20 protein-coding genes are annotated in these 23,019 nt (G+C 59.6%); 10 read left to right on the top strand and 10 right to left on the bottom strand.

Annotated features, from left to right (window positions below):
• Positions 1-137: 137 nt before the first annotated feature.
• Positions 138-989 (bottom strand): LysR substrate-binding domain-containing protein, encoded by an 852-nt coding sequence (locus ACR0LW_RS17065; RefSeq protein ID WP_480883492.1) that lies wholly within the window; start codon positions 987-989, stop codon positions 138-140.
• A gap of 104 nt (positions 990-1,093) precedes the next feature.
• On the opposite strand from ACR0LW_RS17065, the gene ACR0LW_RS17060 reads away from it, so the two are divergent.
• Positions 1,094-1,798 carry an SDR family oxidoreductase gene (locus ACR0LW_RS17060; RefSeq protein ID WP_170521802.1) on the top strand — a complete coding sequence of 235 codons (705 nt, stop codon included), beginning with the start codon at positions 1,094-1,096 and terminating at the stop codon, positions 1,796-1,798.
• A gap of 4 nt (positions 1,799-1,802) precedes the next feature.
• On the opposite strand, the gene ACR0LW_RS17055 is transcribed toward ACR0LW_RS17060, so the two are convergent.
• The 3 genes from ACR0LW_RS17055 to ACR0LW_RS17045 form a co-directional block, all read right to left on the bottom strand.
• On the bottom strand, positions 1,803-3,074 hold the full coding sequence (locus tag ACR0LW_RS17055; RefSeq protein ID WP_480883490.1) for an NAD(P)/FAD-dependent oxidoreductase: 1,272 nt from the start codon (positions 3,072-3,074) through the stop codon (positions 1,803-1,805).
• A gap of 216 nt (positions 3,075-3,290) precedes the next feature.
• Positions 3,291-4,448 (bottom strand): acyl-CoA dehydrogenase family protein, encoded by a 1,158-nt coding sequence (locus ACR0LW_RS17050; RefSeq protein ID WP_480883488.1) that lies wholly within the window; start codon positions 4,446-4,448, stop codon positions 3,291-3,293.
• A gap of 112 nt (positions 4,449-4,560) precedes the next feature.
• Positions 4,561-5,124 (bottom strand): TetR/AcrR family transcriptional regulator, encoded by a 564-nt coding sequence (locus ACR0LW_RS17045; protein WP_480883486.1) that lies wholly within the window; start codon positions 5,122-5,124, stop codon positions 4,561-4,563.
• 303 nt (positions 5,125-5,427) lie between these two features.
• On the opposite strand from ACR0LW_RS17045, the gene ACR0LW_RS17040 reads away from it, so the two are divergent.
• The 7 genes from ACR0LW_RS17040 to ACR0LW_RS17010 all read left to right on the top strand — a co-directional run bounded on the left by ACR0LW_RS17040 (position 5,428) and on the right by ACR0LW_RS17010 (position 13,870).
• The gene (locus ACR0LW_RS17040) at positions 5,428-5,892 is read left to right on the top strand and encodes a nuclear transport factor 2 family protein (RefSeq protein ID WP_170452529.1); all 465 of its coding nucleotides are present in this window, start codon (positions 5,428-5,430) and stop codon (positions 5,890-5,892) included.
• An 11-nt stretch (positions 5,893-5,903) separates the two neighbouring features.
• Positions 5,904-6,524: a pyridoxamine 5'-phosphate oxidase family protein gene (locus tag ACR0LW_RS17035; RefSeq protein ID WP_480883484.1), complete on the top strand. Its 621-nt coding sequence runs from the start codon at positions 5,904-5,906 to the stop codon at positions 6,522-6,524.
• A gap of 63 nt (positions 6,525-6,587) precedes the next feature.
• On the top strand, positions 6,588-6,734 hold the full coding sequence (locus tag ACR0LW_RS17030; RefSeq protein ID WP_480883482.1) for a hypothetical protein: 147 nt from the start codon (positions 6,588-6,590) through the stop codon (positions 6,732-6,734).
• 141 nt (positions 6,735-6,875) lie between these two features.
• Positions 6,876-9,347 carry a heavy metal translocating P-type ATPase gene (locus ACR0LW_RS17025; RefSeq protein WP_480883480.1) on the top strand — a complete coding sequence of 824 codons (2,472 nt, stop codon included), beginning with the start codon at positions 6,876-6,878 and terminating at the stop codon, positions 9,345-9,347.
• Complete coding sequence (gene cueR / locus ACR0LW_RS17020; RefSeq protein ID WP_170452536.1) at positions 9,344-9,733, top strand: Cu(I)-responsive transcriptional regulator; 390 nt, start codon at positions 9,344-9,346, stop codon at positions 9,731-9,733. Before ACR0LW_RS17025 ends, cueR begins: the two co-directional genes overlap by 4 nt.
• Positions 9,734-9,829: 96 nt before the next feature.
• Positions 9,830-10,702 carry an NAD(P)-dependent oxidoreductase gene (locus tag ACR0LW_RS17015; RefSeq protein ID WP_480883478.1) on the top strand — a complete coding sequence of 291 codons (873 nt, stop codon included), beginning with the start codon at positions 9,830-9,832 and terminating at the stop codon, positions 10,700-10,702.
• 69 nt (positions 10,703-10,771) lie between these two features.
• Complete coding sequence (locus tag ACR0LW_RS17010; RefSeq protein ID WP_480883476.1) at positions 10,772-13,870, top strand: aminotransferase class III-fold pyridoxal phosphate-dependent enzyme; 3,099 nt, start codon at positions 10,772-10,774, stop codon at positions 13,868-13,870.
• 41 nt (positions 13,871-13,911) lie between these two features.
• On the opposite strand, the gene ACR0LW_RS17005 is transcribed toward ACR0LW_RS17010, so the two are convergent.
• Positions 13,912-14,388 (bottom strand): hypothetical protein, encoded by a 477-nt coding sequence (locus tag ACR0LW_RS17005; protein WP_170521784.1) that lies wholly within the window; start codon positions 14,386-14,388, stop codon positions 13,912-13,914.
• Positions 14,385-14,552 carry a hemin uptake protein HemP gene (gene hemP, locus ACR0LW_RS17000; protein WP_170736394.1) on the bottom strand — a complete coding sequence of 56 codons (168 nt, stop codon included), beginning with the start codon at positions 14,550-14,552 and terminating at the stop codon, positions 14,385-14,387. The genes ACR0LW_RS17005 and hemP overlap by 4 nt, the downstream gene beginning before the upstream one ends.
• A gap of 224 nt (positions 14,553-14,776) precedes the next feature.
• On the opposite strand from hemP, the gene gph reads away from it, so the two are divergent.
• Entirely contained in the window at positions 14,777-15,439 is a 663-nt protein-coding gene (gph, locus tag ACR0LW_RS16995) for a phosphoglycolate phosphatase (protein WP_480883474.1), read from the top strand.
• Between the two features lie 269 nt (positions 15,440-15,708).
• Here the strand turns inward: gph and dld are convergent, their stop codons facing one another.
• The 4 genes from dld to ACR0LW_RS16975 form a co-directional block, all read right to left on the bottom strand.
• The gene (dld, locus tag ACR0LW_RS16990; protein WP_480883472.1) at positions 15,709-17,418 is read right to left on the bottom strand and encodes a D-lactate dehydrogenase; all 1,710 of its coding nucleotides are present in this window, start codon (positions 17,416-17,418) and stop codon (positions 15,709-15,711) included.
• Positions 17,419-17,436: 18 nt separating this feature from the next.
• Positions 17,437-18,588 (bottom strand): alpha-hydroxy acid oxidase, encoded by a 1,152-nt coding sequence (locus ACR0LW_RS16985; protein WP_480883470.1) that lies wholly within the window; start codon positions 18,586-18,588, stop codon positions 17,437-17,439.
• 12 nt (positions 18,589-18,600) lie between these two features.
• Positions 18,601-20,664 carry a TRAP transporter large permease subunit gene (locus ACR0LW_RS16980; RefSeq protein WP_480883468.1) on the bottom strand — a complete coding sequence of 688 codons (2,064 nt, stop codon included), beginning with the start codon at positions 20,662-20,664 and terminating at the stop codon, positions 18,601-18,603.
• A 118-nt stretch (positions 20,665-20,782) separates the two neighbouring features.
• A complete protein-coding gene (locus tag ACR0LW_RS16975; protein ID WP_170521774.1) occupies positions 20,783-21,832 on the bottom strand; it encodes a TRAP transporter substrate-binding protein in 1,050 nt (349 codons plus the stop codon).
• 335 nt (positions 21,833-22,167) lie between these two features.
• Between ACR0LW_RS16975 and ACR0LW_RS16970 the strand changes: the two genes are divergently transcribed.
• Positions 22,168-22,941 (top strand): FadR/GntR family transcriptional regulator, encoded by a 774-nt coding sequence (locus ACR0LW_RS16970; protein ID WP_170452553.1) that lies wholly within the window; start codon positions 22,168-22,170, stop codon positions 22,939-22,941.
• Positions 22,942-23,019 lie beyond the last annotated feature (78 nt).

The raw sequence follows: 23,019 nt of genomic DNA, 5'->3' as shown, positions 1-23,019 counted from the left end.
GGGTTCACTGGGGATCGGGGCGACGTTAGAGGAGCCTAATGCCCGCGTCTATGGCTGGAATGGTAAATTTTCGCGGTCCCATTTTGCACGGTCGGGGGAACAGCAAACGCTCGGTCCGCCGAGCGCGCTACGGACGCTTAGACCTGTGACAGCAACCAACGCCGCATCGCTTCGACCAGTTTGGGCTGGCGCGGCTTCCTCGGGGTCACGATGTAAAACCCCGGATCACCGCTCAGCACCTGTTCGAAGGGTTTGACCAACTGGCCTAAGGTCAGTTCGGACCCGACAAGCGCCGCATCTGCCAGGGCAAACCCCTGCCCCGCCACAGCCGCATCAATTGCAAGGCTGGTGTGGTTGAAAGTCATCATGCGCGGCCTTCCGTCCACCCCGGCATGTTCCAGAAACAGCGGCCAAAGTCCATGTGAATCGCTAAGCAACGTATGCCCCAACAAATCCGGCACATCAGACACGCGCCCGGCCAGATCTGGCGCGCAAACCACAATAAGCTCGGTTGAAAACAAGGGCTCGGCCCGCAGATCGGATGTCAGATGCGATTGACCGTGGCGCACAGCGATGTCGGCCCCGTCCTTGCCGAATTCGGCAAGATGTTCCTGTGCATCGATCTGAACCTGAATATCCGGGTGCTTCGCCGTGAAATCCGACAGCCTGGGCACCAGCCATTTCGACGCAAAACTGGGTGTCACGGATATCGTGATCCGACGCTGGTCTGCCGCCTCTTCCACCGCGTTTTCGATCAGGCGAAACGCGCGTCCCAGCGGCGCGCTGAACTTGCGGCCCTCTTCCGTCAGGTGCAGACCGCGCGGCATCCGGTCGAACAGGGCAACGCCCAACCGCGCCTCAAGCCCCCGAACCTGCTGCGCCACAGCCCCTTGCGTGACGCCCAGTTCTTCCGCTGCAAGGCGAAAGTTCAGATGTCTGGCCGTAGCTTCAAAAGCACGCAAAGCGTTCAGAGGTGGAAGGGCTGGCATATCCGCACACAGTAGATTTTCTACAGGCTTAGAGCAGAAGAACTGATTGGTCAAACGCAGCGCCGAGGCTCATTCTAAGGACAGATGCAGTTTGGAGCGCGAAAATGACAGAAAAAGTTGCCCTGATAACGGCCGGCGGCAGCGGGATGGGCGCCGACGCGGCCCGTCGGCTGGCCGCTGACGGGTTCAAAACCGGTATCCTGTCTTCCTCTGGCAAGGGCGAGGCATTGGCCCGGGAACTGGGTGGCGTCGGGATAACCGGGTCCAACCAATCCACCGACGATCTGCAACGGCTGGTGGATGCGGCCATGTCCCATTGGGGACGGATCGACGTTCTGGTCAATTCAGCCGGGCATGGCCCAAAAGGCGCGGTGCTGGATCTGTCGGATGACGACTGGCATCTGGGGATGGAGGTGTATTTTCTAAACGCCGTCCGCCCGACCCGGCTGGTGACTCCGATCATGCAGGCCCAGGGCGGCGGGTCGATCATCAATATCTCAACCTTCGCGGCGTTCGAGCCGGACCCGGCCTTTCCGACATCGGGTGTTTTTCGCGCTGGTCTCGCGGCTTTCACCAAGCTCTATGCGGACAAATACGCGGCGGACAATATCCGCATGAACAACGTGCTGCCCGGCTTTATCGACAGCCTGCCCGAGAAACAGGACTTCCGCGACAGGATTCCGATGGGGCGCTACGGCAGCAGTCCGGACGAAATCGCGCCGGTGATTTCTCTGCTGGCCTCTGAAGGAGGCGGCTATATCACCGGACAAAACATCCGGGTCGATGGTGGCATCACCCGCTCGGTCTGACGTATCAGAACCGCGCCTTGATCAGATGGGTCAGCGCCGCGCCGGTTTCGAAATAAGCCCGGCGCAGGCCCGTCCAGCTTTCGCGGTGCTCGGGCACGGCTGGCACTGGCAGGTGTGAGGAATCCCCCGTCAAAAGGCTTTCAGCCATCAACCGCCCGAACACCGTGCCGGGCCCGATGCCGCGCCCGGAAAACCCATGGGCGGACAGCGCGTTTGGGCCAATCTGGGTGATCTTGGGGATGTGATCCGACGTCATGGCAATGCGCCCGTGCCAGCCCTGAACCAGTGGTTGGTCCGACAATCGCGGGAACAGTTCGGCCAATTTGCGTTTGACCCATCCGGCATGCACCGCGTGGCCAGCATGGCTTAGGTCCCCCATCCCGCCGATGATCATACGCCCGTCCTGATCCAGCCGGAACGATGTCATGATCAGGCCGGTATCCCAGCATCCTTCGCCCTGCGGCAGAATGCTGTTGCGCAGATTGTGGGACAAAGGCGCGGTCGCATATTGAAAGTAGTAGACCGGCACATAGGCGGGCGCGGTGTCCTCGATGCCTTGGTGATAGGCGTTTGTGGCTTGAATGACCGCCCTTGCGCGCACCGTTCCGCCGGGGGTTTCCAGAACCCAAACCTCACCTTCCCGGCGCAGGTTGCGAACCGGACTGTTGGTGTAAATCTGTGCGCCGAACTCACGCGCCACTCGCGCCATACCCTGCACATAGGACAGTGGCTGGATCGTACCGGCCCGAGGATCAAACAGCGCCCCATGAAACGCCTCGCTACCGGTTCTTTGCGCTGCGGTCCGGGCCGACAACAGCTCGACCGGAGCGCCCGCCGTGCTAAGCTGCGCGTGGCGGGTTTTCAGATCGCGCAACCCGGCAGGTGAATGCGCGCAGTGAAGTGTTCCGTTCCGCACCGGCTCGCAATCGATCTGGTGCTTTTCGATCAGGGTAAAGACCTCGGACGGTGCTTGGGACAGAAGGTCAATCAGGCGGTCGCCAGTTGCCTGACCCAAGTGCTTGCGAATGTCGTCGGGGGGCAACCAAAGGCCCGCATTGACCAACCCGACATTCCGCCCCGAGCCGCCATGGCCGATGCCCTGCGCCTCCAACAGACAGACCGACGCACCGGATTTCGCAGCGTGTAGCGCGGCGGAACAGCCGGTGTATCCGCCCCCGATCACGGCCAGATCGACCGTCACATGGGCTGAGAGCGTCTCGGCGCTCAAGTCTTCACGGCACGTCTCGCGCCACAGAGAGTGTTCAGGGTTGGTCACGGGTCACCTTTCATCCTTGCACGCAGCATTAGCGCGCAAGGCAGCGGCAACTCAAGATGAGGAAAGCGGAACGTGGTTGTCAGGGTCGTGTCGGCGCAAATTTCGATGGCAGCGCTGAATATGCCCCTTGGGCCTGAACAAACCGCCCTCTGCAAACTGCCCGGCCCAACCAGCACAGTCTTTTCGACAGAAACGACGAAGATGGGCGGGAGCCCCCTAGACGTCGAGTGACCGCGCGATCAACTCTTTCATCACTTCGTTGGTGCCGCCATAGATCATCTGCACGCGTGCATCCGCGTAAAGACGGGCAATCGGGTATTCCATCATGAACCCATAGCCGCCAAACAGTTGCAGGCATTCGTGCATAATCTCGTTCTGCACCTCGGACCCCCAGTATTTGACCATCGAGGCTGTCGCGGCGTCCAGTTCTCCGGCCTCCAGCTTGGCGATACAGTCGTTCACGAAACTGCGCAGCACTTCGGCCTTGGTCTTGCACTCGGCCAGTTTGAAACGCGTGTTCTGGAAGTCCATGACACGCTGACCGAAGGCCTTACGCTCTTGCACGTATTTCACCGTCTCGGCGATCGCGAAATCGATTGCCCCAAGGGCCATCAGACCGATGGTCAGGCGTTCCCAGGGCAATTGCTTCATCAACTGATAAAACCCCTGCCCCTCATCCGGGCCCAGCAGGTTCGTCAGAGGCACTTTGACATCCTCAAAGAACAGCTCGGCGGTGTCGTTGCCCTTCATGCCCAGCTTTTTGAGGTTACGACCCCGGCGAAATCCATCCGCGCCTTCGGTTTCGACCGCGATCAGGGAGACACCCTTTGCCCCAAGGGACTTATCCGTTTTCGCCGCAACAACGATCAGGTCCGCCGACTGGCCGTTGGTGATGAAAATCTTGGACCCGTTGAGCTTGTAAGAGTTGCCATCCTTTTCGGCCGTCGTCCGCACGGCCTGAACGTCGGACCCGGTGCCCGGTTCGGTCATTGCAAGCGCGCCAACCATTTCGCCCGAGATCAGCTTGGGCAGCCATTTTTGCTTTTGGTCTTCGCTGCCATAGGTCGCGATGTAGTGGGTCACGATGGACTGAATTCCGTACCCCCAACCCGCATCACCGCGCGCGGCCTGCTCGTAGATCGTTACGGCATCAAATCCCATGCCGCCACCAACGCCGCCATATTCTTCGGCGACCGAACCCGCCATCAGCCCTGCTTCGCCGACCTTGTGCCAAAACGCGCGGTCGACAACGCCGCTGTCGGCCCATGTTTCAACATTCGGGGAAAGTTCATCATCCATGAACCGGCCTGCCATATCGGCAAACATGCGGTGTTCATCTGTAACCCAGGCGGCGGACGAGGTGAAAAGCGACATCTTCAGATCTCCGGATAAGCGTTTGTTATAGGCTACCTAGCCCAGCGCTTCCCGCCAATCCATGTGACGTGGCGTTGGGCCCCTGAACAACGCAACGTTCTTTCCCGGAGGGTTAGGCCAGGGCGGTTTTCAGCAGTAATGCGGCAGCCTCTTTGGCGTCTTCGGCAGGGTCGCCGCTTTTCAACAGAACGGCGGACACGATCGCACCTTCCTGTAACAAGACAATCTGCCGCGCCAGCGTTTCCGGTTCGGCCGTACCGGCCTTTTCTGCCAGACCGGTGAAATGATCCAGCATCACCTGTTTGTGCCTGGCGGCCTGAACATGGATCGGATGATCGGCCTCCTGATACTCGGCGCCCGCCTTAATGAACATGCAGCCGCGAAATTCGTCCTGTTCGAACCATTCCTTGAGGGCGTCGAAACTGGCCAGGATTTGCCCTGCCGGCGTGTTGGCCTTGTCTGACATACGTCCCAGAACCCACTCGCGAAAGCTTTCGTCCCGTAGGCGCAGGACGGCCAGGATCAATTCTTCCTTGGTGCGGAAATGCTTGTACATCGAGGTTTTCGACACGCCCGTTTCCACCACCAGCTTGTCCATGCCAGTCGCGTGAAACCCGTCGCGATAGAACACCTGCATCGCCTTGCGAACAAGCTCATCTCGTTTGTTTGGGCGCATGATCCCGCTCCTGCATGTACTGACCTGTACATATTAAACTTGGCCGCGCGGTTCAATCCACCTTGCCTACCCCGTTGAAATACATAGCTTTTCGCCCCGTTTCTTAAGGAATTACATCAAGTCGCAAAATAATACTTGAGTTTATTGACAGATCGGTACACCTTAGAGGTATTCTTACCGATCAGTTCACCCAAGGATTTGACCGATGAAACGACACGCCAACCTTGTTCCACCACAATATCTGCCGGTCCTGTTGACCCTGGCGATGATCGCCGCTGCACTCGTCTGAAAGAGCACCCGAAAATGTCCCGACCACCGCTGCCGCCCTTCACCGTCGAAACCGCCACGCAAAAGGTTCGTATGGCAGAAAACGCCTGGAATTCCCGTGATGCAGATGTCGTGACCCCGGCCTATACCGAACACAGCCAATGGCGGAACCGGGCCGAATTTCTGTCCGGCCACGCCGACATCCACGCCTTCCTGACCCGCAAGTGGCGCAAGGAACTGGACTATCGCCTGATAAAAGAGCTTTGGGCCTTTTCCGACAATCGCATTGCGGTGCGCTATGCCTATGAATGGCACGATGACAGCGGTCAGTGGTTCCGGTCTTATGGCAATGAGAATTGGGAATTTGCCGAGGACGGGCGCATGTCGCATCGTCACGCCTCGTTAAACGATTTGCCGATCACCGAGGATGACCGCCTGTTTCACTGGCCGCAGGGCGAACGCCCGGAAGACCATCCGGGGCTGTCAGACTTGGGTCTGTGAAAGGACAAACCATGCCGCGCGCCTTTTCCGAACTGACCTTCACCCCAGCCGTTCGCGCCCATCAGGAACGGATGGGATCGGCAAAAACCTATGCCAAGTTTATCGAAGGTGGCCCACAGCAAGGCCACCTGATCGGCGATGCGGAAAAAGCGTTTATCACAGCGCGGGACGGGTTCTATCAGGCCACCGTGTCCGAGACTGGATGGCCTTATGTTCAGTATCGCGGCGGCCCTGTCGGGTTCTTGAAGGTGCTGGGGACACAGACCATCGGCTATGCCGATTTTTCCGGCAACAAACAGTATATCTCGCGCGGGAATCTGGACGGGAACGATCGAATTGCGATGATCCTGATGGATTACGCCAATCAGCGCCGTCTCAAGATTCTGGGGCGTGTGGAGTTTACCGAAGGCGAGGCGGCCACAACCAGCCTGTATCCCGACGGGGCCACCACACGCGCCGAACGCGCCGTGATCATCCGGGTCGAGGCGCTGGACTGGAATTGCCCCAGCCACATCACGCCCCGCTATACCGAGGCTGAACTGCGCCCGCATCTGAACGCTTTGGGACAGCAACTGGCGCAGTTGCAGGCTGAAAATGAACGGCTGAAACAAGCACTGGCCCAATCGGATTAGGTCACAGAGACCCTTCAAATCACCTTCGCTGACGGAGGACGGACTACCATGCTACGTTCAACAATGAATATCGCGCTGATCGCGCTTGCAGGTTTCGGGTGCGCCTTGCTTGTTGTCCTCTATGGTTTTTTTGCCTCCCCGAATGCGGTCCGGACACAGCCTGCGACGGGTGAACAGACATTGTTGCTGGACCGTTTGCTGCAAAACTGACGGTGCACCTCGTCAGACGCCCTTCCGAATGCCCCAACTGCATTGACGCCTGATTTCCGCAAAAATCCATGGCGCGCCCATTGACCTTCCCGTCACTGGAATCCTCATATGGAGGGCAAACATAATTCCGAGACGAGTCGCATGGCACAGCCTGAACCAATACAGATCAAGATCACCGGACTGAACTGCGCCTCCTGCGTTGCGCGGGCCGAAGCTGCGTTGAACGGTGTTACAGGCGTCGAGTCCGCCTCGGTCAACTTTGCAACTCACACTGCGCAGGTCGTAACCACGGGTCCGGTTACGGCGCTGACCGCAGCGCTGGACGATGCCGGTTATCCTGCGGCTATCGAACAGATTGTCCTTGCGCTCAACGGGATGAACTGCGCCTCTTGCGTGGCAAAAATCGAACGCGCGCTTGCCGCGACCGCAGGTGTTTTGACTGCGGATGTCAATCTGGCGACCGGGGCGGCTCGGGTGACTTATCTTGAGGATGCCACCACGCCCGCGACACTGGCTCGGGTCGCGGCCGATCTTGGTTATCCGGCCCGGATTGAGGGGCAGAATGGCACTGCCCCCGCGACGCAGGATGATGAGGCGCAAAAGCTGAAGCAGACCACGTTGCTGGCCGCGCTGCTTGCGGCACCGGTGTTCATTCTTGAGATGGGCGGCCACATGATCCCCGCCTTCCACCACTGGGTGCACGGCACCATTGGCGCGCAAACCAGTCAATTGGTTCAATTCGCGCTGACAACGGTTTTGCTGATCGGTCCCGGGCGGGTGTTTTATCGAAAAGGCATCCCGTCCCTGCTGCGCGGAACGCCGGATATGAACGCGCTGGTCGCGTTGGGAACCGGTGCCGCCTACCTCTATTCGGTGACCGCGACCTTTGCGCCCGGCGTGCTGCCGCAAGGCACAGCAAATGTGTATTTCGAAGCCGCCGCTGTCATCGTGGTTCTGATCCTTCTGGGCCGCTGGATGGAAGCGCGCGCCAAAGGTAAAACCGGCGCAGCCATTCGCAAGCTGATCGGGCTGCAACCCAAAACCGCGCGAGTTGAACAGGGCGGCGCTGCTGTCGACCGCCCCATTGCCGACATCACTGTGGGCGACATCCTGCAAATTCGACCCGGTGAACGCATCGCGGTCGATGGGCAGGTGTTGGAGGGCTCTACGTTTGTGGATGAAAGCATGATCACAGGCGAACCCGTTCCGGTCGGCAAATCACCCGGCGATCCGGTTGTTGGGGGCACCGTAAACGGAACCGGTGCTCTGCGGGTGCAGGCCACGCGTGTCGGGGCCGATACAGTCCTGGCGCAGGTCATTCGATTGGTGGAACAGGCGCAGGGGGCCAAACTGCCAATCCAGGGGCTGGTGGACCGGATCACCTATCGCTTTGTTCCGGCGGTCATCACTGTCGCTGTTCTGACCATCCTCGCGTGGTTGCTATTCGGGCCTGCGCCCTCTTTGCCGCTGGCGCTGGTGGCCGGCGTCTCGGTGTTGATCATCGCCTGCCCGTGCGCCATGGGTCTGGCAACACCGACCTCGATCATGGTCGGCACCGGCCGTGCAGCCGAGCTGGGCGTGCTGATCCGCAAGGGCGATGCGTTGCAGCAATTGCAACAGGCAAAGGTGATCGCACTGGACAAGACCGGTACGTTGACACTGGGCCGTCCCGAATTCGACAACATTACACCGACAACCGGATTCGATCCGACCGAGGTGCTTCGTTTGGCTGCGGCGTTGGAAGCACGTTCAGAGCATCCGATCGCATCGGCAATCACGCGCGCCGGTCCCGCAGATTTGCCCGATGCGTCCGAGGTTCAATCCCTGACGGGCCTCGGGGTGCAGGGCGTGGTCGAAGGTCGGCGCGTTCTGATCGGGTCTCAAACGCTGATGCAGCGACAGGGCCTTGACCTTGGCGAGCTGCAAGCCGAGTCCGACGCCCGCGCCGCCGAAGGCGCAACGCCGCTTTTTGTGGCGATTGATGGGCGGCTGGCGGCAGCGCTGTATGTGTCCGACCCAATCAAACCCGGCACGCCCGAGGCGCTGGCGCGGTTGCGCGAGACAGGTGTGACGCTGGCTATGGTGACCGGCGACAACGCCCGCACGGCACAGGCCCTGGCAAACCGGTTGGGCATCGACCACGTCACGGCAGAAGTCCTGCCGGACGGAAAACGGGATGCAATCCAATCCTTGCGGAACAGGTTTGGCACCCTGGCCTTTGTGGGCGACGGCATCAACGATGCCCCTGCCCTTGCTGCGGCAGATATAGGTGTCGCCATCGGGACCGGCACCGACGTAGCGATCCAGACCGCGGATGTCGTATTGATGTCCGGCGATTTGCGCGGCGTGGCAAATGCGGTTGAAATAAGCCGCCGCACAATGCGTAACATTCGGCAGAATCTGGGCTGGGCCTTTGGATATAACATCCTTCTGATCCCGGTCGCGGCGGGGGTTCTCTATCCGTTTGGGGGTCACTTGCTGTCCCCGGCCTTGGCCGCAGGGGCGATGGCCTTGTCCAGTGTTTTTGTCGTCTCGAACGCGCTGCGCCTGCGGCGGGTGCGCGCGGATCTGCCTGATAAGGCAAAGGCGACATCCAAGGAGGCCCGCGCATGAATATCGGAGATGTCGCTGCACAAACCGGCCTGCCCGCCAAAACCATCCGCTACTACGAAGAGATTGCTCTGATCAAACCCCTGCGCGACGACAATGGATACCGGGTCTTCCGCCCTCAGGACCTGCACAAGCTGACCTTTCTGGGCCGCGCCCGCGCTTTGGGGTTCACCATCGAAGATTGCCGCACTCTGCTGGCGCTGTACGAAGACGAAACGCGGGCCAGTGCGGATGTCAAACGGGTGGCCCGCGATCATCTGGCGCAGATCGATGCCAAGATCGCGGACCTGAAGGCCATGCGTGATACGCTGAGTCACCTGATCGACGCCTGTGCAGGGGATGATCGCCCCGACTGCCCAATCCTTCAGGATCTGGGCGGCAAGGCGTGACGCGGGGTTGCCCTTTGGGCGCAGCTTTGCTTTGTCTCTGACCAACACTCCGGCCCGCTGAATGATACGGGGCCGGTCAGCAGAGAGGATCACCAAGTGGCAAAAGTTGCGTTTCTGGGTTTGGGCGTCATGGGCTATCCAATGGCCGGGCATTTGCAGGCGGCGGGTCATGAGGTGACCGTTTTCAATCGGACGGCCGCAAAGGCCGAAGCCTGGGTTGCCCAACATGGCGGCGCGATGGCGATCACCCCGCAAGAGGCTGCTCAGGGCGCAGATTTCGTGATGGCCTGCGTCGGCAATGACGACGATTTGCGTATGGTCTGCACCGGCGAGGACGGCGCCTTTCACGGCATGGCCGAAGGGGCAACATTCGTTGATCACACCACCGTGTCCGCCAAAGTCACACGCGAGCTGTATGCCGCGGCGCAAAGCAAGGGAATTGCCTTTGTGGACGCCCCGATCTCGGGCGGTCAGGCGGGTGCCGAAAATGGCGCATTGTCGATCATGTGCGGCGGCGATCAGGTGGCTTACGACGCGGCAGAGCCGATCATGCAGGTCTATTCCAAGATCTGCCGCAGGATCGGTGACAGCGGCGCGGGGCAGATGACAAAGATGTGCAACCAGATTGCCATTGCCGGTCTGGTTCAAGGCCTGAGCGAAGCGTTGCATTTTGCCGAAAAGGCCGGGCTGGATGGGCGCTCGGTCGTTGAGGTGATCAGCCAGGGTGCTGCCGGCAGCTGGCAGATGGCGAACCGCTATGAAACCATGCTGGACGATCATTTCGATCATGGATTTGCGGTGGACTGGATGCGCAAGGATCTGGGGATCTGTCTGGAGACGGCGAATGAAACCGGGGCCTCCTTGCCGGTGACGGCTTTGGTCGACCAGTTCTACAAGGATGTGCAAAAGCTGGGTGGCGGTCGGTGGGACACGTCCTCGCTGTTCAAGCGTTTGCGCGCGCTGGACTGAGGTCAGGGGGGCTGTCTGCCCCCCGCCGCGCCTGAAGGCGCGCCTCCCCCCGAAGATATTTTCAGCCAGATGAAGGGGATCCTGGTGTCGGACGAACAGGGTATGAGCGATATGACTGTGTTCTGGGCAAGCGCGCTGCGGCTGCACTGGGGGCTTGAGGCGCGTTTGACGCGGCTGGATGGTGAGTATGATCTGAACTTTCTGGTGCAGGCGAAAAACGGGCAGGATTACATTCTCAAGGTCATGCGCCCCGGCTGCGCGCGCGGTTTGGTGGATCTGCAGATCAAGGCGTTGGAGCATATTGCCGCGACGGCCCCGGGCCTGCCCTTCCCAAAGGTCTTTGCGGATTTGAATGGCGACGTTTTGCCGGAGATTCAGGACGAAACCGGTGCATCCCGTTTGGTCTGGCTGCTTGAGTGCTTGCCAGGCGAGTGTTACGCGCAAGCCGCGCCCAAAAGCGAGGAATTGATCCTGAGGTTGGGGCGTGTTCTTGGCGCGACGGATCGGGCGTTGGAAGGCTTCGCGCATGACGGGTTGGATCGGGCAGGGTTCAAGTGGGATCTGACGCAGGCCGGTTGGATTGCGGATCAACTGGGTGTCATTCAGGATGAAGACCGGCGCAGATTACTGGCCGAAATCGTCGCCGGGTTCGACGCCATTTCGGACAAGCTTACGAGCCTGCCGAGACAGGCCATTCACAACGACGCCAACGATTACAATGTTCTGATCGAGGGCGCGCTGGGTCAGGGCCAAACCGTCACGGGCTTGATCGATCTGGGTGATATGTGCGCTGCGCCCCGCGTGTGCGACCTGGCCATTGCCGGTGCCTATATCGTGCTGGATCACCCGAAACCCGAACGTGCGCTGACAGCACTGGTACGCGGCTATCACGCCGCGAACCGCCTGAGCCCGCAGGAGCTTGATCTGATCTGGCCACTTCTGCGGATGCGGTTGGCTGTGTCCGTGGTGAACTCGACCCTGATGGCGGCGGAGAACCCGGTTGATCCCTATGTGACGATTTCACAGGCTCCGGCGTGGCGGTTTCTGGAAAACGCTGCGGTCAATGGCGGCTTGATGCCAGCGCGTCTGCGCGCCGCATGTCACCTGCCGGTCACCGACGGGGCCGAGCGTGTTCACGCTTATCTGGCGGCACATCGCGGTCACTTTGCCCTGATGTTCGGACAAGACCTTGGCGAGGTTCCCATGGGCTCGCTGTCGGTGGAAAACTCGACCTGGCCGCAAAACCCGTTCCACATGCCTTTAGAAGAAGCCGCGCGGGTCGGGGAAGAGTTCGGAGACGGGCTCTGGCTGGGATATTACAACGAACCGCGGCTGATTTATGCGGAACCGGGGTTTCGCAAAGGCCCGTGGAAGGCGTCCGACCGGCGGACAGTGCATCTGGCGGTGGATGTCTTTGCCCCGGCAGGGACCGCATTGCACGCGCCTGTCAGTGGGCGGGTCGAAGTGGTCGAAAACCGGGACAGCCATCTGGATTATGGCGGCGTGGTGATCCTGCGCCATGAAACGCCCCAAGGCGATCCGTTCTACACCCTCTACGGCCATCTGGACCCCGAGGTCTGTGATCGGCTGAAACCGGGCGATCCCGTGGCGCAGGGCGCGGCCTTCGCACAGCTTGGCGATGCCCGCCAGAATGGCGGCTGGGCCCCGCATGTGCATTTCCAATTGGCGCTGACAACGGTTGGGATGGAGGCCGACTGGCCCGGCGTGGGCGACCCGGACGAGATGTTCCTGTGGCACGCGGTCTGCCCGAACCCCGCCGCGTTGTTGAACTTGCCGGATGACAAGGTGCTCTATCAACCCACCGACAAGCAGACCATTCTGCAAGGCCGTCACGACCATTTCGGCGGTAACCTGTCGTTGACCTATGATGATCCGGTCATGCTGGTGCGCGGATGGAAGCACCATCTGTTCGACGAATGGGGCCGCCCCTATCTGGACGCGTATAACAATGTCCCCCATGTGGGCCATGCGCATCCTCGCATTCAGGCCGTTGCGGCGGATCAGTTGAAGCGCATGAACTCGAACACGCGGTATCTGCACCCGGCACAGACGGCGTTTTCCGATAAGATCTTGTCGAAACTGCCCGATCACCTTGAGGTCTGTTTCTTCGTCAATTCCGGCACCGAGGCCAACGAACTGGCCCTGCGGCTGGCCCGCGCCCATACCGAGGCCAAGGGGATCGTGACGCCGGACCATGGCTATCACGGCAATACCAACGCGGCGGTGGCAATCTCGGCCTATAAGTTCAACAAACCCGGCGGGGTTGGTCAGGCGGATTGGGTTGAACTGGTCGAGGTCGCGGATGATTATCGCGGATCGTTCCGGCGCGACGATCCGGACCGCGCCCAGAAGTTCGCCGATTTCGTCGATCCGGCGATTGCCGCGTTGCAAGGCAAAGGCCATGGGCTTGCCGGGTTTATCGCGGAAACCTTCCCCTCGGTCGGGGGGCAGATCATTCCACCCAAGGGCTATCTGCCTGCTGTTTATGAGAAAATTCGCACCGCCGGGGGGGTTTGCATCGCGGATGAGGTGCAAACCGGGCTGGGTCGTTTGGGTGACTACTATTTCGGTTTTGAGCATCAGGGCGCGCTGCCGGACATCGTTGTGCTGGGCAAGCCCATCGGCAACGGCCACCCTCTGGGCGTTGTGGTCACCACCAAAGAGATCGCCCAAAGCTTTGACAACGGGATCGAGTTTTTCTCGACCTTTGGCGGCTCGACCCTGTCGTGCCGGATCGGCAAAGAGGTGCTGGATATCGTCGATGGCGAAGGTCTGCAGGAGAATGCGCGCCTGATGGGTGCGCGGCTGATCGACGGGTTGCGTCAGATTGAGACTGATTTCGGATGTGTCGGCGACGTAAGGGGGATGGGGCTGTTTCTGGGGGTGGAGTTGATCAACCCTGACGGCTCAGAAGGCACTGAAATCTGCAAATACGTCAAGAACCGGATGCGTGACCATCGCATCCTGATTGGCAGTGAGGGGCCAAAGGACAATATCCTGAAAATCCGCCCGCCGCTGACCATCGAGGCCGAGGATGTGGATATGATTCTGTTCGCGCTGAGGGATGTGTTGTCAGAGGTCGGTGATTTCACCCCGGCGCAGGTTTGCGATCACGACCACCATCACGCGGCATGTGGCTGCTGTTGACAAAGTAACCCCGGCCGTTAAGCCGGGGTTTACCGCGTCGCTTAATGCAACACGGTCGAGGGGGTCTGGTGGCCGGTGGTCTGCACCGGAATGGCCGTCATCATGCGCCGCAGGGTCAGGCCCAGTTCCTCGGACAGTGATGCCAGAGCCGGAGCAAAATCCGGGCGCACGATCAAGGATGCCATCATCATCGCATCCTCGCGCGCGCCTTCGGCTGCCGCGCCAATCATCTGCGCGAAACAGTTTTCATCCGCGCCCAGGCATCCGCATCCCAACCCATGCCGCACCAGCGGTCGGCGACCGTGATGGGCACACAGCGAGCACAGTCGATCCAGCGTCAGCATCGCCGCCCGGCCCTGATCCGCGCCCAGCGCAATGTCGAAATCACTTGCGGCATCGGCACGGCCCTTGGGGCCATCGCCCCAAAGCCGCAGATACATAACAGCACCTGCTTCGATCGGGTCGAGGTCGGACAACCGGCCAACGGATGCCCCACCCCGCGACGTCGGCGCGCTCATTTGGTGAGAATCAATTTGCCCGCGCGAGTGATGCGCAGGGTATACATTTGATCGCCCAGCTCGATATGGGCCAGGTTGCCACCCTTTGTCAGCTCTTCGGCTTTGTGCGAAGGCAGCATGGACACAGCATAGGATTGAGTAGGGGTCGGGGTCTGCGCGTTCATCGGTCAACTCCAGAAGTTTTCAGGCAAACGGCCTTGTTTGTTCGCGGTTTTTTACTCTGGCTGACCCGAGAAAGGGCTGGCTCTCTGTTCCTGCGCTTAATCTGATTATTTTAGTAAGGTATGTCAAGTGCCCTGTTTGCACTTGCGAGCATTTGCCGGTTTGCGACCAGCGCCAAGCCGCGATAAGTCTTTGACAAATTCAGCAATTAGGCAGGTATTCAGTGATGGCAGCGGTTGTTTTTGACCTCGATGGAACTTTGGTCGACAGCCTCGGCGATATCGTGGCAGCAGCGAACCGGACGCTGGACGACGTCGGCCTGCCGCCCCTGCCCCCAGAGGTCATCGGTCGATTCGTCGGCAACGGCCTGCCCAAGCTGGTCGAGCGCGTGATCCTGCACCGCAACCTGCCGATGGACCGTCACGGCGAACTGACCAACGTGATGCTGGCCCATTACAATGCCGGGGCCAGCAAAACGACCGTGCCCTATGATGGAATTCCCGAGGCGTTGGGCGACCTCAAACGCATGGGATGCACCCTTGGCGTCTGTACCAACAAGCCTGAGGTCCCGGCCCGTCACGTGCTGGATGCGCTGAACTTGTCGCATTTCTTCGATGCGGTCCTTGGCGGCGACAGCCTGAACACTCGAAAACCGGACCCCAACCACCTGTTCGCCAGCTTCGACGCGCTCAGCGCCCCAGGGCCACGCCTGTTTGTCGGGGACAGCGAAGTGGATGCAGAAACCTCGGACCGGGCGGGGATTCCGTTTTTGCTGTTTACACAAGGCTACCGAAAATCGCCGGTCGCGGACATTCCGCACACCGTTGCCTATGACAGCGCAACAGAATTGCCGGCGTTGGTATCCCGGATGCTGGAAGAGGCACAGTAAACCCACGCCCAAAGATTATTGAGGGGCCGGCCGAGGGGGTAGTGACCAGCCCCTCATCGGGGAAAAACTGTTTGGTCGCGCGCGACTTGTGGTTGGGTTCGTTCTAACGAATCCCTTTTCGCGGCGAAATTGGGGGTTTCCCGTAGAGAAACAAAAAAAATGAAAAAGGCTGCTTTGGATACCTGCGACGGTCCCGCAGTTTCAATCAGACCGAACTGGCGAACAGGATGCTGTTCACGCTCGTTCCGCGACTTCTGCGAGCCTTAGTCCTATTGTGCGGCAGAGTTCACACCGCGTTGATCCTGATAGTGTTTTGCCTTCGACATTTTCCCGATACCCGGATTGAACGAGTTGGTCGGATCGCAGCATGTGTAATGTGCCGCCAGATCGGGCTTGGCCTTATACAGGTGGCCAACATTGTGTTCTGCCGGGTATTCCGCCCCGCGCTGATCGAACAGCTTCAGCATCGCAGCCTTGAGCGCCTTGGGATCTGCCCCCTTCCGGACCACGTAATCCTGATGCATCACGTGGCACATGAAGTGGCCGTAATAGAGTTTGTGGACCAGTTGATCCTCGATCTCGGGGGGCAGTTTTTCCAACCATTCCCTATCGTTGCGGCGCAGGGCGACATCCAGCGCGATGATGTCTTCAACCTCATTGGCATGGATGGCCATATAGCGCACGGCGGCACCCGCGGCGGCAAACCGGTGCAGACCGGCAATCTTGGCCTCGCGCGCGTCGCATTCGAAGAAATCCGCATCACGGTCTTTCAGAAATTCCGGCAACCAACTGGCGGCCTCGGCGATGCCACCCTCTTTCATCTTCAGGATCAGGTGGTGTTCGTACTTGTCCCGGAACTGCGTCATTCGTTTAGGCAGTACGCGGGGCCACAAAGACACCGCCATTTGCATGAACCTGTCGGTAAAACTGCTGAGGAACGGAACGCGGCGCAAACGGGCATCCACGGCCCCCTTTATGGCAAAGAAGAATGGCAGCCGATCTGTGCCCAGCTTGTCGATCATCACCACCGTGTCCTTGCCGTATTTCGCGGTGATGTCGAATACCTCACGCTGCATGTATTCGGCGGATACCGGCAGAGACTGGAACTCGGACAGGATATGTCGACGCAAGTCTGCCAGATCCTCGGGGTCGTTGGTTCCGATATAGAAGACCTGTTCGGCCTTGTTCTTGGGGAAGGTATCAAGACGCACGGCAAACACCGCCAATTTTCCGGCGGATCCGGCGGATTCGAACAGTTTGGCCTTGTCCGCGTTGAACCGCGCAGGTGTTTCGGCATCCACGTCCCGTACGATCTGCGCATAGTCGCTGGCCGAGGCGCGCTTGTTCGTCGCCCCCGGATTGCGCTCGAACTGTCCTGCATCGAGATTGGCAAGGATTTCCTCGGGCGTTTCGCCCAGATCGATGCCCAGATGGTTGACCAGTTCCAACTCGCCCTGTTCGGTGATCCGGGCATAGACGGACAGTTCCGTATAAACCGGCCCGCGTTCAACCAGCGAACCGCCCGAGTTGTTGCAGACGCCACCCACAATCGACGCGCCGATACAGGATGATCCGATCACCGAATGCGGCTCGCGCCCAAGCGGGGCCAGCAGTTTCTCCAATGCAAACAGGGTGGCGCCCGGAAAGCTGACGATCTGCGCGCCATCATTCAGGGGCACCAGAGCATCCATCCGCCGCGTGTTGATCAGCACCACATCGCGATCATAACTGCCCGAAGGGGTCGACCCCTCGGTCAGTCCGGTATTGGCCGCCTGCATAATGACGATCTTGTCGGCGGCAACGCAGGCTTGCAGCACCTTCCACTGTTCCAACAAAGAACCGGGTTGAATGACGCACAGCGCCTCCCCCTCGCCCGAGCGGAAGCCGCGCCGGAACCGTTCGGTCGCGCGTTCGCCTGTCAGGACATGGCGCGATCCGACGATGGAACGGAAATGTTTGATCAGCGCGTCATTGGTCATGGCAGCCTCCGGCCCGTTCTATACGTTGCGAAAACGGATGTTCTCGCGGCTCAGTTGATCGATGCTGGTGACGCCCATCAGTTTCATGTCGCGTTCAATCTCGGCCCGCATCAAGCCAAGGGAGCGTTCGACCCCCGCCTGCCCTGCAGCGGCCAGCGGGTACAGATAGTGCCGTCCGACGCCCACAGCTTTGGCCCCTATCGACAGTGCCTTCAGCACATGCGTGCCACGTTGGATGCCACTGTCCATCATCACGTCCAGCTTGTCACCCACCGCATCGACAATCTCGGACAGTTGATCGAACGGCGTGCGCGATCCGTCCAGTTGCCGCCCGCCGTGGTTCGACAGGATGATGCCGGTGCAGCCGATCTCAGCCGCGCGTTTGGCGTCCTCGACGGTCATGACGCCCTTGAGGCAGAACTGACCGTCCCAGTCGCGCACCATCTGCGCCACGTCATCCCAGTTCATCGACGGATCCAGCATGTCGGTGAAATACCCACCGATGGAGCTGGCCCCACCGCCCATATCCACATGCTCCTCTAGCTGCGGCAGGCGAAATTTCTCATGCGTGACATAGTTGATCCCCCACATCGGCTTGATTGCGAACTGGATCATGCCGCCCAGCGTCAGGCGGAACGGGATCGAGAACCCGGTGCGCAGGTCGCGTTCGCGGTTGCCGCCGGTGATGCTGTCAACGGTCAGCATCATCACCTCGACACCAGCCTCTTTAGCGCGCTGCATCATGGCCGAGTTCAACCCGCGATCCTTGTGGAAGTAAAACTGATAGACCTGTGGGTTCTTGTGTTTCTGGCGCAGTTCTTCCAGCGACACCGTCCCCAGTGACGAGACCCCGAACATCGTCCCGTATTTCTCAGCCGCCGCCGCCACCGCGCGTTCCCCCTGATGGTGGAACAGGCGCTGCAGGGCGGTGGGTGAGCAATAGACCGGCATATCCAGCTTTTGCCCCATCACCGTCACCGACATATCCACGTCCTTCACGCCGCGCAGGACCGAGGGCAACAGGTCGCAACGGTCGAACGCGTTGGTATTTTCGCGATACGTCACCTCATCATCCGCGCCACCGTCGATGTAGTTGAAGATCGGTCCCGGCAGCCGCTGTTTGGCCAACCGCCGGAAATCGTGGAAGTTATGACATTGGGTCAGGCGCATTGTTGAGGCTCCTTAATAGGCGACCGAGGGCAGCCAGGTGGCCAATGTGGGCCACAGGAAGACCAGCGCCAGACCGGTCAGCTGCAACAGGACAAAGGGGATGATGCCTTTGTAGATGTGGGTCAGCTTGATCTCGGGCGGGCAGACGCCTTTCAGATAGAACAGGGCGAATCCAACCGGCGGTGTCAGGAAGCTGGTTTGCAGCGTCACCGCGACAAGGATGACAAACCACACCAGCGCCGGTTCATCCAGAACGCCAAAACCGGGAATGTCGATGCCCAACCCGTTCACGATGGGGCGCATCAGGGGCAGCACGATCAGCGTGATCTCGATCCAGTCCAGCACAAAGCCCAGGAGGAAGACGATGAACAGGATGAATAGGATCGTGCCGTTGGCACCGAACCCGGTTGATTGGACGACGTGTTCGATCAGCTCGTCCCCACCCAGTTCCCGCAGGACGTAGGAGAAAACGGTCGCGCCAAGGAAGATCGCGAAGATATAGGCGGTGGTGTTGAAGGTCGAGACCAGCACGTTCCACAGTTTCGCGAAGGTCAGCTTGCGATAGCCAAGCGCCAGCAGCGTCGCACCCAACGCACCGATACCTGAGGCCTCGGTTGGAGTGGTCAGACCAGCAAAGATCGACCCCAGAACCGCGAGGATCAGCATCAGCGTCGGGATGACCGCGATCAGCACGTCCTTGACGGCGGCCCAGTCGGGGGCCTTTGCGCCCTCGGGCACCGGGGCTGCGTCGGGTTTCACCAGCGCGAGGATGAAGATATAGGTCAGGTACAGACCACCGATGATCACGCCCGGAAAGACGGCGGCCATGAACAGGTCTCCGACAGACAGGGCCATCTGGTCGGCCATGATCACCAGCATGATCGACGGCGGGATCAGAATGCCCAGCGTGCCCGAGGCTGAAACCACACCCGCCGCTAGTGTCGGCTGGTATTTCTGCTGCATCATCGAAGGCAGCGACAGCACACCCAGCAGAACAACCGACGCACCAATGATGCCGGTCGAGGCAGCCAGAATGATCCCGATCAGGGTCACGGTGATCGCCAGCCCCCCGCGCACCGTCCCGAACAGGCGCTGCATCGAGGACATCAGACGCTCGGCCACACCGGATTCGTCCAGCATCAGGCCCATGAAGATAAACATCGGCAAGGCCACGAGAACCGCGTTGGACATGGTCGCATAAACCCGGTTCACCACCGCGCCGAGGGTCAGGTAATCGAGCCCCGTAAATGTGCTTTCAAGGCCCGTCCACAGCATCAGATCATTGTCGAACAGGTAGGCCAGACCACAGTAGGCCACACCGACACCGGCCAGAACCCAAGCCACCGGGTAGCCGGTAAACAGCAGCGCGATGAAGGTCAGGAACATCGCGATGACCAGTTTTTCCTCGGTCGTCTCAACAAGGAAGGTCAGGCCCACACAAACGGCGGCAAAGACAGCCAGCACCAGCAGGATACGGCGCAGCGGCGCGCCTTCGCGTTCCGAGACCGGTCCGTATAGCAACGCGTGCCCATCGTGGATCAACCGCGCCAGCGCCGCCAAAGCCAGCAGGATGAAACTGATCGGAATGACCGCCTTGAACGCCCAACGAGCAGGCAGACCGGTGGGGCTGTCAGACCGTTCATTGACGCGGAAGCTTTCGTAGAAATAGTCGTACCCCTGATCGATCATCAGATAGATGAACGGGGTCAGCAGGGTCAGGATGCCGATCACTTCGATGATCCGCTGCGCACGGCGAGACAGCTGCATATGCAGGACGTCCACACGCACATGACTGTCGGTGATCAGGGCATAGGAAATGCCGATCATCGTGACGATGCCGTAAAAGTGCCACTGGATCTCATCCAGCTTGGGATAGTTCTGGCTGAACAGATAGCGCAGCGAGACCTGAGAAAAGATCGCCGCCATCAGCAGGACGTTCGCCCACATGACCACGTGACCTACGGCCTTGACGCTGCTGTCGATGGCGACGGCGATTTTCTGGCGGTCAGTCTCGGGATGTTCCAGGATGCCTTCATAGGCTTCGACCGGATCGTTGAGGTTCTTTTGCGTGGCCATGGTCATTCCTCGCTCAGCAGCCCGGCGCGCGGGCGGTGAAAGGTTAGAAAGTCCGAAATTCAGAAACAAAGAACCGGAGCGACGGTTGCCGCCGCCCCGGTTGCGTCAGTCAGGAAGGTTACTGACGCGGGAGGAAGGCGTTGGTCTTCCACAGGTCATAGCCGTCACGGAATTCGTTCATATCGGCCAGGACTTTGGCAAAGAAGGCGTCGTTTGCGGCTTCCTCAGCAGCAACCTCTTCCCAGGTCGCGCGGAAGGTATCCAGCATCTCGGGCGACCATTGCTTGATGGTGACACCGTTGTTTTCGACATTGTCGATCAGCGCTGCGTGCTGGATCGCTTCACCCTCGGCAAAGCTGTCGGCCATCGATGCCTTGCAGGCGTTTTCGATGATCGCCTTGTGCTGATCGCTGGTCTCGTTCCAGACATCCTTGTTGATCATCAGCTCAAACACGGTCGCCTGCTGGTGCCAGCCAGGGAAATAGTTGAACTTGACCAGCTTGTGGAAACCCAGACGCGCATCAATCGCGGGCATCGAGAACTCGGTCGCGTCGATGGCGCCTTTTTCCAGCGCGGGGAAAATCTCACCACCCGGCAGCAGCGAGGTTGCGACGCCCAGTTTCTGCATGACTTTACCACCCAGACCGAAGAAGCGCATTTTCAGGCCGTTCAGGTCTTCGGGCGAGTTGATCTCGGTCGCGAACCAGCCCGAGGTTTCGGGGGCAATAACCGCGCAAGGGATGACGTGGACGTTGTAGCCGGCCTGATCGTACATCTCCTGATACAGGCTCATGCCGTTGCCGTAATACAGCCACGCCATGTATTCGCCCGCTTCGGGGCCAAAAGGCACGGCCGAGAACAGCGGCGCGGCGGGGATTTTACCGGCCCAATACCCGGCAGTGGTGTAGCCCGAGTTGATCTTGCCGGTGGACACAGCGTCCAGAATTTCGAACGGCGGAACCAGCTTGCCCGGCTCATACACCTTCATTTTCAGCGTACCGCCCGACATCAGGTCCAACTGCTCGGCCACGCGCGGAATCGGCGAGCCCAGGCCCGGCAATTCGGTCGAGAAGGCAATCGGGGTTTTCAGCAACAGCTTGTCAGCGGCAATCGCTGGTGCGGCCAGAACGCTGGCAGCAACGGCCAGGCTCGTCAGGGTCTTCTTCATGAAATCTCCTCCAGGGTAGGTCGGGCAAGTGCCTCGATCAGCGGCGCAGGCTCTTCCAGCGCCTCTCCGGTGGTAAACTAACTTTACCATTACAAACCAGTCAACAATTTTGTTTACCAGTGGGTAAGATCATCAAGGCAATTACAGGAGCTTTCCCAATTTAATTTGATCGACGACGGGCGCTCCCTCAGCGTCCGCCACGCCGAAAATCGCATTTAAATGAATGAATTGTGCCCAAAAATCAGGCACAGCGTGTTTTCTTGAGTTTTTCCAACAGATGGTTATATTTATTTACCAATAGACCCGTTCTTTACACCCAAAGCGAGGCGACACCCATGTCCACCAAAGCGATTTTCGAACCAGTCGGACACGAATCGCTGGCTGACGCAGTGGTTGCGCAGATCGAGGATCTGATTGCTTCGGGCATCCTGAAACAGGGGCGCAAACTGCCGTCGGAACGCGATCTGGCCGAGATGCTGCGCGTGTCACGCCCGAAACTGCGCGAGGCATTGTCGGTTCTGGAAGAACGCGGCCTTGTGACCACGCAACACGGCGAAGGCACCTTTGTTGCCGCTTTGACCGGCCAAGCGATGCTGCCAGCCCTTTTGGCCCTTTACGAACGGCACGAGCCTGCGTTTTTCGACTATCTGGAATACCGGCGCGAGCAGGAAGGCTTTGCCGCCCGTCTCGCCGCGCGTCGTGCGACCAAGGCCGATAAGGAACGTATTGCCGAGATTCTGGCCGAAAACGAACGTGCCTGGCAGGAGAATGACGCAAAGGCATCGCGCGAGGCAGATTTTGCGCTGCATGCCGCAATTGTCGATGCCAGCCAGAACGCCACGTTGATCCATATGATGGCCTCGATCTACGAGTTGACCAAACAGGGCGTTTTCTACAACCGCAGCTTTTTGAAATCGATTGATGGTTCGGGCAAGAAGCTGCTCGACCAACATCTGGAACTCGGTCAGTCCGTCATAGATGGGGACGAGCAGCGCGCTGAACAGGCGGCGTTCGATCATATCGATTTCGTGGAAGACTCGTTCCGGCTGGGCATCGAACAACAGCGGCGCGAGGTGATGGCTGAAAAGCGGCGGATACTCTCAACGTGACTGAGTGAGACCAAGATCGCCTCAACGACCAAAAAATAAAAATATTTTCCACTATATGAAAAATACGACCTGCCCCCT

The organism is Ruegeria sp. N4 (assembly GCF_056531425.1).
This window is presented reverse-complemented; position numbering and strand designations above follow the sequence as displayed.